10 protein-coding genes and 3 tRNA genes are annotated in these 12,125 nt (G+C 40.2%); all 13 read left to right on the top strand.

Annotated elements, in window-relative coordinates; translation table 11 throughout:
- The first annotated feature begins 775 nt into the window (after window positions 1-775).
- On the top strand, window positions 776-2,347 hold the full coding sequence (locus HMPREF1504_RS06750) for a DEAD/DEAH box helicase (protein WP_038124607.1): 1,572 nt from the start codon (window positions 776-778) through the stop codon (window positions 2,345-2,347).
- Between the two features lie 194 nt (window positions 2,348-2,541).
- A complete protein-coding gene (locus HMPREF1504_RS06745) occupies window positions 2,542-2,961 on the top strand; it encodes a Fur family transcriptional regulator (protein WP_005379327.1) in 420 nt (139 codons plus the stop codon).
- Window positions 2,962-3,026: 65 nt separating this feature from the next.
- The gene (locus HMPREF1504_RS06740) at window positions 3,027-3,863 is read left to right on the top strand and encodes a deoxyribonuclease IV (protein ID WP_038124605.1); all 837 of its coding nucleotides are present in this window, start codon (window positions 3,027-3,029) and stop codon (window positions 3,861-3,863) included.
- 84 nt (window positions 3,864-3,947) lie between these two features.
- Window positions 3,948-5,183 carry an exonuclease SbcCD subunit D gene (locus HMPREF1504_RS06735; RefSeq protein ID WP_038124603.1) on the top strand — a complete coding sequence of 412 codons (1,236 nt, stop codon included), beginning with the start codon at window positions 3,948-3,950 and terminating at the stop codon, window positions 5,181-5,183.
- Window positions 5,184-8,267, top strand: a complete 3,084-nt coding sequence (locus tag HMPREF1504_RS06730) for an AAA family ATPase (RefSeq protein ID WP_038124601.1) — start codon at window positions 5,184-5,186, stop codon at window positions 8,265-8,267. It abuts the gene before it with no gap.
- Window positions 8,268-8,346: 79 nt separating this feature from the next.
- Complete coding sequence (locus tag HMPREF1504_RS06725; RefSeq protein ID WP_005380323.1) at window positions 8,347-8,721, top strand: VOC family protein; 375 nt, start codon at window positions 8,347-8,349, stop codon at window positions 8,719-8,721.
- Window positions 8,721-9,428 carry a ThiF family adenylyltransferase gene (locus HMPREF1504_RS06720; RefSeq protein WP_038124600.1) on the top strand — a complete coding sequence of 236 codons (708 nt, stop codon included), beginning with the start codon at window positions 8,721-8,723 and terminating at the stop codon, window positions 9,426-9,428. Before HMPREF1504_RS06725 ends, HMPREF1504_RS06720 begins: the two co-directional genes overlap by 1 nt.
- Window positions 9,425-9,859, top strand: coding sequence for a peptidylprolyl isomerase (locus HMPREF1504_RS06715; protein WP_005378394.1), 435 nt, complete (start codon window positions 9,425-9,427; stop codon window positions 9,857-9,859). Before HMPREF1504_RS06720 ends, HMPREF1504_RS06715 begins: the two co-directional genes overlap by 4 nt.
- 4 nt (window positions 9,860-9,863) lie before the next feature.
- Entirely contained in the window at window positions 9,864-10,490 is a 627-nt protein-coding gene (locus tag HMPREF1504_RS06710) for a hypothetical protein (protein WP_005378376.1), read from the top strand.
- Between the two features lie 58 nt (window positions 10,491-10,548).
- Window positions 10,549-11,388 (top strand): polyamine aminopropyltransferase, encoded by an 840-nt coding sequence (gene speE / locus HMPREF1504_RS06705; RefSeq protein WP_005378384.1) that lies wholly within the window; start codon window positions 10,549-10,551, stop codon window positions 11,386-11,388.
- A gap of 219 nt (window positions 11,389-11,607) precedes the next feature.
- Window positions 11,608-11,683: transfer RNA gene (locus HMPREF1504_RS06700), tRNA-His, on the top strand.
- A 24-nt stretch (window positions 11,684-11,707) separates the two neighbouring features.
- Window positions 11,708-11,782 (top strand) — tRNA-Gln (locus HMPREF1504_RS06695).
- A gap of 4 nt (window positions 11,783-11,786) precedes the next feature.
- Window positions 11,787-11,862: transfer RNA gene (locus HMPREF1504_RS06690), tRNA-Lys, on the top strand.
- Window positions 11,863-12,125: the final 263 nt, after the last annotated feature.

Genomic DNA, 12,125 nt, shown 5'->3' with positions numbered 1-12,125 from the left:
TACCGGTTACGAAACCATATGCAACAGAAGGAATAACTGTACATTGTACATCGTCAAAATTGTACATTCTTATATTGACATTTACATAGTTGATTAATACCATATAACTCTCTAATAAACTATAATAAAGAGGTATCTCAAATGAGGTGTCTCTTTTGTACGTAACAAGTCTATTGTCCGTAAAAGTATACTATATGTTATAATTGGAGCCATACGAAATCGTGTTGTTTTGAGAGGACCGTATACACCATGATTCACCTAGATTATCTATTAATTATAGGGATATTACTTAGTATTTTGCTCTTTTTATTAGTTGGCATATTTTACTATAGTAAATCTGAACTTTTAAAGGGAATAAATATTTGGTTCTTAATAATACTTAGCGCTTTGTTGAGTTATTTATTATATCCTTTATATGAATTGACAGATTATAGAGAAGAATTTACGTCAATCGTTATAATCGCTGCGATAATCATTAAAATAATTATCAACTTATCTATATTTATGATAGCGGATAGAATAACAACAAAATGGATTGCTAAATTATTATTAATTATATGGGTTGTTCTTGTTGAATGCTTGTATACTCCTATTCATTTATCATATATTGTTTTCTTGTGTGTTTCAGGTGGAATTGTTCTAATAGAACAGTTAAGGGGGAGAAGAAAGCATATTTAATTTAGATTCAGAATTACTTTTGTAGCTTTCACCATCGAAATATGATATACTATTCTAACGCGCATAATTCGTGCGCGATAGGAGGAAACACATTTAGATGTTAGAAAAATTTGAACAATTAATGATTAGCGAACCTGTTCTACGTGCGTTAAACGATATGGGCTTTGAAGAGCCTACGCCAATTCAACAGGAAGCTATCCCAGTTGCCATGAGCGGTAAAGACATGATCGGTCAAGCTCAAACAGGTACTGGTAAGACAGCGGCCTTTGGCCTACCTGTATTGGAACGCGTAGACGGCAGTAATCGTCACGTTCAAGTAGTGATTTTGTCCCCTACACGAGAATTAGCTATTCAAGTAGCAGAAGAGCTTAATAAAATGGCTCAGTATACGGATATTACGGCATTGCCTATTTATGGTGGCCAAGATATTAACCGTCAATTCCGTGCATTGAAAAAGAATCCGCAAATCATTGTTGCCACACCAGGCCGATTGATGGACCATATGGACCGCGGTTCTATTAAATTTGAAGACGTTAAGATTGTCGTTCTTGACGAAGCTGATGAAATGTTAAACATGGGCTTTGTAGATGACATCAACAAAATTTTAGGGGCTATCCCAGAAGATCACCAAACATTGCTATTCTCTGCAACAATGCCTAAGGCTATTCGCGAGTTAGCAGAAACATACCTTACAGAGCCAACGTTGATTCGTATGAAACCTACGCAAGTAACGATGGATCTTATCGAACAATACTATATCGAGGTACAAGATCGTCAAAAATTTGACGTGTTATGCCGTTTGTTCGACTTACAAGCACCAGAGCTGGCTATTATCTTTACACGTACAAAACGTCGTGTTGATGAAGTAACAGAAGCTCTTAAAAAACGTGGCTATATGGCGGAAGGTATCCATGGTGATTTATCACAACAAAAACGTGATAGTGTAATTCGTCAATTCCGAGAAGGTACAATTGACATTCTTGTAGCTACTGATGTGGCTGCTCGTGGCCTTGATATTTCCGGCGTATCTCATGTATATAACTATGATTTGCCTCAAGATCCTGAAAGCTATACGCATCGCGTAGGTCGTACAGGCCGTGCAGGTAAGGCAGGCGAAGCATATACATTTGTTATCCCTCGTGAAATTGAACACCTTCATGCTATTGAACGCTTAACGAAACGCAAAATTGCGAAGCGTCGTGCGCCGTCCTTAGGTGAAGTTTTGGAAGGCCAACAACGTATTGCTGTTGAAAGTTTAGTTGAAATGGCAGGCAATGTAGAAGAGTTGGCGCCATTTAAAGTAAGTGCTGAAGAGTTGTTGAATGATACTGATTCCGTTACATTGATTGCGGCAGCACTTAAATTGTTAACAAAAGAGCCCGATACAACACCTGTAAATATTACAGAAGAAAAACCTTTACGCGTACGTCGTCGCCGTGAAGGTGGTCGTGGTGATCGTCGTCGCCGTGATGGAGACCGTCGTAGAGATGGGGAACGCCGCCGCGATGGTGATCGTCGTCGTGATGACCGTCCGCGCCGTAGTCGTGATGATCGCAAAGGTGACCGCCGTGATAGCCGTCGTCGTGATGATCGTCGTAGCGACCGTCCTAGAGCCGATCGTAAACCACGTCATCAAGGTGAAGGATTTAAACCATATTTTAAAGACTAATATGGTATGAACTTTGTTTAATGTATATTCATAGTAGGATTGCTATTGAACATAAGTTATGAAAACGTGGATTGTATAAATCCACGTTTTTTATTGCTTAAAATCTACTAGAATGGTACAATAAATAATAATTATTGTTTGAAAATGGACGATAGAGTACCGATATGTTTCCAAGTGGAGAAAGGTAGATTATTATGGATATCGCACAAATTTTGCGAAGCGAAGGGTTTAAGGTAACTCCTCAACGAATTGCAATTTATGATGCTTTGCGTGGTCATCACAATCACCCAACAGCAGAGATGATTTATCATAGCTTGCGTCCTACACATCCAAGCATGAGTTTAGCAACTGTATACAAAACAATGGAGATTTTTGAAAAAATTGGCCTTGTTAAGGTATTGGAAGTGGGCGATGAACGCGCACATTATGATTGGGATACAACAGCTCATGCTCATATTCGCTGTGTTCGTTGTAACAAGGTAGAAGATATGATGAATGTCGATCTACATGCTATTGCTGATATTGCTGGAAAAGCTAGTGCTTATCAAATTACAGGACAACAAATTACATTCGAAGGCGTATGCCCGGAATGTGCTAAAAAAGAAAGTCACTAACAGATGCCCCCTGCGTATACTCATGCAGGGGGTTTTTGAGTCATATAGAGTTGAAAGGATATATAATGTTTACAATAGGAGCTCATTTATCTATATCAAAGGGGTATTTACATATGGGAAAGGAAGCTACCAAAATTGGGGGCAATACATTTCAATACTTTACGCGCAATCCTCGCGGTGGTAGCATGCGTGCTCTCGATGTGGAGGATATAAATAGCCTTAGTGCGTATATGAAAGAACATAACTTTGGTACCTTGTTAGCTCACGCGCCTTACACGTATAATCCGTGTGCAGCTAAGGAAGATTTGCGCGCTTTTGCAAAACAAGCCATGACAGAAGACTTAGAACGCATGGAATATTTACCAGGCCAGATGTATAACTTTCATCCCGGCAGTCATGTAAAGCAAGGTGTTGACCAAGGCATCGAATACATCATAGAGTGCTTGAATGAAATCTTATTCCCAGGCATGAAAACAACGGTTCTTTTAGAGGTTATGGCTGGTAAGGGCACGGAAATTGGCTCTCGTTTTGAAGAAATTGCTCGTATTATTGACGGTGTAAAATTAAAAGAGTACATGGGTGTTTGTGTAGATACTTGCCATATTCACGAAGGTGGTTATGACATCGTTAATAATTTAGATGGTGTCATCGACGAGTTCGATCGTATTGTTGGGCTCGACCGTTTGAAAGCTATTCACTTGAATGATTCAAAAAATCCTATGGGGGCTCATAAAGACCGTCATGAAAAAATTGGGGAAGGTCATATCGGTATCGATGCAATTGCCCGCATTGTAACACATCCTAAATTGACGAATTTGCCATTCTACTTGGAAACGCCAAATGAATTAGATGGTTATGCTAAAGAAATTGCTATGTTGCGCTCTATCGTAGATAATCAATAATCAAGCAAAATAAATTTAGCTATATAATAATTGGTATAAACTAAATATATATAAGGCATAGGGAGAACTGGAAAGGGGGATGAAATGCGTTTTTTACATACTGCGGATTGGCATTTAGGTCGTATTTTTTATGGTCAGTACTTAACAGATGACCAAGCTCATGTGTTGGAGCATCAGTTCTTTACTATTTTGAAAGAAGAAAAAATCGATGGCATCTTGCTGGCAGGGGATGTATTTGATAGGGCGGTACCACCCATTGAAGCTATTGGATTATGGGACTCTATCATTACTCGTCTCGCTATGGATTATAAGGTTCCTCTATTTGTAGTGAGTGGAAACCACGATGGAGCGGAACGCCTTGAAGTGGGACGGTCTATGCTAAGTGAATCGGGCATTCATATTTGGGGCTCCCCTCATCATGCATTACAACCTTTTGAATTTGAAGGCGCTGATGGTAGGGTGGCTATTTGTCCTATGCCGTTTAGCGAACCTCGTCGTATAGGTGACGCTTTGGGACTGAACTCCAGTGAATCAAAACCAGTTGATACGGATACGACTGATGATACTTTATTTTCCTATGTAGATGATAAGGCTCAAGAAGCGGTCGCACTTAATTTACATAATTATGACCAAATGTATCAGGCTTGGAGTGATTATCTATATAAACAAGTGCCAAAACGGATGCGTAGTATTGCCATTAGTCACGCCTTTGTAATGGGCGGCGAAGTAGGTGGTTCGGAACGAACATTGTCTGTAGGTGGTAGTGAACAGGTGAGCCCTCACGTTTTTAAAAACTTTCACTATACAGCTCTTGGACATTTACATGGACCGCAACGGATGGGGGCAGACCATATTCGCTATAGCGGATCGCCATTGAAGTATTCCTTTGATGAACATGCACAGAAGAAATCTTTTACTATTATTGATATGGATACAACCGGGAAGGTAGATATTAGTACAATCCCTGTAGAGGCGAAGCGGGATGTAGTCATCTTGGAAGGTTATTTTGAGGACCTTTTAAATAATACAGCCCTCCAAACGAAACATAAGGATGATTACGTGCAGGCACGCCTTCTAGATACGATGCCTATCATGGATGGTATGGCTAAGTTGCGTCAGGTTTATCATCGATGTATGACCATTGAATTGGCAGGGCGCATAGCAACACCTGTGGTAGATATGGGGGATGCCGTATTTAAAGAGTTAAACGAGCGTGAATTATTTAATCAGTTTGCTGAAACCGTGTGGAAGAACCCCTTAACAGAGCGTGAGCAACAATATATCAACTCTGTATGGGATCGAATTTTAAAGGAGGACTAGATGAAGCCTATATCTTTAACTATAGAAGCCTTTGGTCCGTATCGAGATTCGGTTACCTTGGACTTTAGCGAATTAGAGAATCATTCTATGTTCCTTATCTCTGGTCCAACAGGAGCAGGGAAAACATCCATTTTAGATGCTATGGTATATGCTTTGTATGGCGAACCAAGTGGAGAAGTGCGGAAAACCGATGCTATCCGCAGCGATTTTGCGGAACCTGAGCGCATGACACGCGTAGACTTTTCCTTTGCCATCGGAGATGCTCAATATCGTATTGAAAGACTACCAAAACAGATGGTAGCCAAAAAACGCGGTACAGGTATGCGCGAACAGAATGCTAGTGCCACTGTCTATGAAATGAAAGCTGGTGAGTGGAAGGTTATCGCTACCTCTGCGGCTGCCATTCGTGATACGATTCAACGAATCATAGGTTTTCGTAAGGATCAATTTTTACAAGTGGTTCTATTGCCACAAGGGGAATTCAGAAAACTCCTTGTCGCCTCTACGAATGAACGGGAGGAATTACTACATACGCTCTTTAGAACAGAGTTATATCGAAAACTACAAGAGGCTCTTAAATCAGCTTATGATGACGAAAAAGCTGGCATTGAAGAAAATTTGATGAAACAAACGGCGTTGATACAGTCTATTCCTCACGATGAAGAGACTCCAGTGCTAACTGTCGAACATGTACGTGAACTATTATCCAATCGAGTACCACATCGTGATGTACTTGTAGTAGAACGAGATAGGGCTGTTAATGAGGTAGAACAATTTAATGCCTTGCGTAAGGAGTGGGCTCTATATAACCAAGCACAACAATCTCTAGTACAGGCTACGTCTCAATTAGATTTGGTGAAAGCTAAAGAACCTGAGCGTACACAATTGCGTGAAAAGGTTCAATTCCTCAATTCCTTATCTCCAGTTCATGCATTGTATCAACAATACATTGATAAACAGTCTAGTTTAACAACATTAGAACGGGCACTGTCCGATGCAGAAAAAAGTGTGGACACTGCTACTCAACATGAGACTAACTGTATAGAGGTTCATGAAGCGTTAGCATCTCAAGCTGAAACGATACAATCTAAGAGGACTACTTTGGCTCAACTCCAACAACAGTCTGAAAAGTTTGATGAGTTAGGATTGTTGAAAAAAAAGATGTTTACACTACGTGGTAATGTAAAACAATTGGATAGTAAAAAAAGTGAAGCGGACCTAGAGATACAACGTCAGCTCATCAAACAGATAGAAGTAGATGTTGAGGGTTTACGTAAACGCTTTCAAGAGAATAGTACACTACTGGAGCAGGTTCCTGTTATTCAAGAACAGCTTAATCATGTGCATAGATATTCTGAGTTGGTAGAAGAAATTAGTCAGGTTCAAAAAGAAATCGACATTAAGGATGAGACCTTAGCAGCTCTTGATAAAACAGTGAAAGAGGCGAAGGTACATTTAGAGCGGCTAGAGCATTTAATGCAAGAAGGGCGCGCGTATGAACTGGTTCCTTTCGTGAAAGAAGATGAGCCTTGTCCAGTATGTGGATCTATCGAACATCCTCATTTAGCAACTAAGCCAGAATTATATCCTACTAAGGATGAGGTTGAAGCTGCTCGAGGTATTCGTGATAAAGCGTTACAACAACAAGCGAATGAAGTTGGTCAAAGGGATGCGTTAGTGGGGCGGATGCATGAATTATCTAACCATATGGACGCACAAGTTTCGATTCTTCAGTCCTCTATAGATGGTTTTTCTAAGGAAAACTTTGCATCGCTTCAACAAGTTCTGTTATCTCAAATGGAACGATTCAAAACGTTACGTGGTGAATCTGAACAGCTAGGTAAGACTATTTCTGATGCGGAGCGTAGGTTAAGCACCGCTAAGGATACGTTGGCTAAATCAGAACTTGCACATAATGAGTTGCTTAAAGCATTGCATGAACTAGAGATTAGTATCAGTTCTGTACAAGCAAAAATAGATTCCTTATCAGAGTCGTTGCCTACTACGGATATAGAGTTGTGGCGTAAACAAGTGACATTCTTAGCATCAGAAATTAAAGAGTATGATGCGCAGTTAACAGTGACCACAAAACAATTAGAGGAGGCTCGAGGGCAGCTAAGTGCTAAACGAGGTCGACTAGAAATCTTATCTTCTCAAGTAAAAGAAGAACAAAAGAATCTTGATTTTCTCCATGGGGAATATATACAGTCATTGCAGTCTATATCGTTAAGTGAAATTGATTTTGTAGAAGCATTGCGTGACTTTAATGCGTTAGAGGATTTTAAATCTAAGTTATATGACTTGGAAGAGGCCTTTAGTACAGCACAAGCTGTATATGATGCGGCACTAAAGACTACGGAGACTGTGGTTAAACCTAGCGATACTGTTTCGGATGAAGTATATGATGCAGCGGTAGAACGTCGTGATACATTGGTGGGCCATTTAGCGGCTTGGGATAAAGAAACACAGCATATAGAAACTACACTTGCTTCACTAGAGGAAATTGAATCGGCTATGGGTGAGGCCCGAGAGAAGGTAGCCTTCTTAAGTCGATTGAATGATCTTGCTAATGGGGGGGAACAAGGTTTTAAAAATGTCACCTTTGAGCGTTATGTATTGGGGGCCATTTTAGATGAGGTTGTGTATGCAGCCAATTTACGTCTTCAAAAGATGAGCCGTAGCCGTTACTCTTTGGAGCGTTCAGACTATACCGGTGGCGGCCGTGGGAAGCAAGGCCTTGATTTGGCCGTAATGGATGCTTTCACAGGACAATCTAGACCTGCGAATACCTTGTCTGGGGGAGAAACATTCTTGGCTTCTATGGCACTTGCCTTAGGTCTTGCCGACGTAATTCAAAGTTATGCCGGTGGTATTCATATGGATACGATGTTCATTGATGAAGGGTTTGGTACACTTGACCCTGATACATTGGAGCTCGCTATGGAAACATTGGTACAACTACAATCATCGGGGCGCCTCATCGGTATGATTTCTCATGTACCGGAATTGAAAACTCGTATACCTGCTCATTTAGAGGTCACACGTGGTGATGATGGCAGTACGGCAAAATTTGTGATTAACTAGCTATACATTTACAAAATGTGATACTATTAAAAGAGGATAATTCCTACAAAAACATACTGTATTTATAAAAGGAGGTCCTATGAAGTTTTCATTTGCTCATAATAATATAAATGTTAAGGATCTTGATAAGAGTTTAGCCTTCTATAAAGAGGCCTTACTGCTTGAAGAGGCTCGTCGCTTGGAAGACCCAAGCGGTGCTTTTACCCTTGTATATTTAAAAAGTCCATATACGGCACATGAATTAGAACTTACATGGTTGCGCGATTGGGATCGCCCTTATAATTTAGGGGATAATGAATTCCACTTGGCATTTTATGTAGATGACTACGAAGCAGCTCTAAAAAAACATAAAGAGATGGGTGTTGTAGCCTATGAAAATGCCGACATGGGTATTTATTTTATCGCTGATCCTGATGGATATTGGACAGAAATCATTCCGGCGGGTAAATATTAATGGAATATATGTTAACTCGTTTGGAGTGGTTGGTTGGTCCTGATAAAATCCAAACATTAAAGGATACATCTATTGCGCTCTTTGGTGTTGGTGGAGTCGGCGGTGGGGCCCTCGAGGCTCTAGTACGTGCTGGTGTAGGGCGCATCGTTATTATTGATGGTGATTCCATTGCACCTAGCAATTTGAATCGTCAAATGATTACGACACACGATACCATTGGAGAACGTAAGGTTGAGGTCGCAAAGGCGCGAGCTCTTTCCATCAATCCTGATGTAGTGATAGAAACTCACGATATTATGTATACTGAGGAGAAATATCCTGGATTTATTCAAAGCTTGAACGTTGATTATGTGATTGATGCCATTGATATGGTAACGGCAAAACTCAATATTATCGAGGTTTGTCAACGTGAAAGCATCCCCGTTATTTCCTGTATGGGCGGCGGTAATCGCTTTTACCCAGAGAAACTTATGATTGCAGATATCAAAAAGTCTCATACATGCCCGTTGGCACGCGTTATGCGCCGGGAACTCAAGAAACGGGGTATAAAAAAACAATTAGTTTTATTTTCTACAGAAAAACCGACAAAACCACAGTTCCGCGGCGAAGCAACGAGCCCGGGAACATGTAGTTTTGTGCCACCAGTGGCAGGTTTTATATTAGCAGCACATGTGTTGCGTACAATTTTGGAGGTACCTGAACAATGAAACAAGCAAAAATCCATATGGCAAAAGGTGGAGACATTGTAATTGAATTATTTGATAAAGAAGCACCTGGCACAGTACAAAACTTTATCGACCTTATTAATAAAGGTTTCTATAATGGATTGACATTCCATCGTGTAATTCCTGGATTCGTAGCGCAAGGTGGTTGCCCTAATGGCAATGGTACAGGCGGTCCTGGTTACACAATTAAAGACGAATTGATTGGCAATCCTCATAAACACGAACGCGGTGCGTTGTCTATGGCTCACCGTGGTCCTAATACTGGCGGTAGCCAATTCTTTATCGTATACGAACCACAACCTCATTTAGATGGTGTACATACTGTGTTTGGTAAAGTAATCGAAGGCATGGATGTAGTTGATGGTATCCATCAAGGCGATATCATGGAAACAGTGGAAGTAATCGAAGGTTAATCTCATGAATGATGTATCTGTTAAACATCCGGAGTGGCTTGATATCGATGTAAATGGGACTATATCACACGGCTATGATCAAGAATGGTTTGATGATGAATGGCAACGTTTGTCTGGTTGTGGCCCTACATCGGCTACACAGGTATTGAGTTATTCCGAATTTCGAGATGGCCTATTAGATGTGTCTACTACGGCGAATCATACATTAGCATTAGAACGTATGAATGTCGTGTGGAACTATGTAAAACCAAGATTTGGTGGTGGCGTTTATAAAACGCAATGGATGGAACGCGGCCTTAGTCGTTTGTTTGATGATAAGAATTTGCCTTATGAGGTACACATGCTTAATGTATCTCCCTTTTCTGCATCCCGCGTAGAAGTAGAGGCGGCGGCGCAGTTTATTCACGATGCATTATCACAGGATGTTCCTGTAGCGTTCTTAAATCGCCATAAAGGTAAAGAACCTGCGCTCTATACATGGCATTGGGTGCCTATTTATAAGATGTTCATGGATGGTGATGATATTCGTTGCGGTATTTTTGATGAAGGGGAAATCCGTGATTTCTCACTAGTTCATTGGTTGCAAGATACCATCCTTGGCGGTGGATTCTGTTATATAACTAAGAAATAATATTAGTATTATGAGAGCGATGGTGAAAGCTATCGCTCTACCTATATAGGAGGTTATTATGAGTCAATGGATTACAGAAGAGCAAACGCCTCATTTACGTCTCAGTGCTGAAGCAGAAGAGGTACTTTATTCTGGTGAATCTGAATTTCAAAAAATTGAAGTATTTAAGTCTAAAGAATATGGCATGATGCTTGCATTAGATGGTGTATTCCAAACGTCTGAACGGGAGGAGTTTATCTACCATGAAATGATTGCTCATGTACCATTGTTTTTGCATCCAAATCCAGAACGGGTATTGATTATCGGTGGCGGTGATGGCGGTGTAGCTAGAGAATGCGTACGCCATGATTGCGTTAAAGAAGTTACCATGGTTGAGATTGATGGTAAAGTTGTAGAATTGGCAAAACAATACCTACCTACTATTTCTAAGGCTATGATTGAAAACAATCCTAAGTTAACAGTAAAGATTGGTGACGGTATTGGCTTTATGGCAGAGGCTGAAGATTACTATGACGTTATTATTGTGGATTGCTCTGATCCAATTGGTCCTGGTGAAGGATTATTTACGGAAGAGTTTTATAAGAATACGTTGAAAGCTCTAAAAGCAGATGGTCTATTTGTACAACAAACCGAATCTCCTATGCTTCATCAACCACTCGTTGAGAAGGTGTTTGGTTATGTAAATAATCATTTCCCAATCGCTCGTTTGTACACCGCATACATTCCAATCTATCCGGCCGGGATGCATTGCTTTACGGTTGGATCTAAAAAATACGACCCATTAACATGGAAACCAAATCGTGAACAAAACTTTGAAACTAAGTACTATAACAAGGATATTCAAAAGGCTGCGTTTGCATTACCAAATTTTGTAAAAAACTATTTGCCAAATAAATAATTTATATGTATAATAGGGAAGCACCATTCGTTAAAAAACATTTTAACGGTGGTACTTCCTTTTTATTAGGATGTGAAAGAGTTTTATATTAGAAGTATATAGCTTGTTAATTTCAAAACTGAAAGTTAAATGAAATTAGAAAAAGTTATTGACACAAACTTCTAAAACAGATATAATTCTCTTTGTTACGAAGACAGTGTCTTCGATACCTACAAGGTGGTGGGTATGGTGAAGCGGTTAACACGGCGGATTGTGGCTCCGTTACGCGTGGGTTCGATCCCCACTACTCACCCCATAACCTACACATCGTAATCATTGTAGGGGTGTCGCCAAGTGGTAAGGCAACGGACTTTGACTCCGTTATGCGCTGGTTCGATCCCAGCCACCCCTGCCAACATGGTTCATTAGCTCAGTTGGTAGAGCACCTGACTTTTAATCAGGGTGTCCCGCGTTCGAGTCGCGGATGAGCCACCAAATAAAACTCACAAACGAAAGTTTGTGAGTTTTCTATCTCTAATTTTAGAGAATTTGGTTATGATGGTAAGTATATTGTGGAAACACAAGTGGTCAAAAATAAAACGAAACTTCTTAAAAAAGTGGTTGACGTTTTATGAGATGACTGATATACTTTAAAAAGTCGTTAGAATGTTAAAACTTCTAATGTACAGATCTTTGAAAACTGAACAATGATAGGTAATCAATCATATGATTGAACATATGCCAGAGTGCGGGTTTTG

Origin of the sequence: Veillonella sp. ICM51a (assembly GCF_000524355.1) — a bacterium.
In the GTDB taxonomy this organism is placed as follows: Bacteria; Bacillota; Negativicutes; order Veillonellales; family Veillonellaceae; genus Veillonella; species Veillonella atypica.
This window is presented reverse-complemented; position numbering and strand designations above follow the sequence as displayed.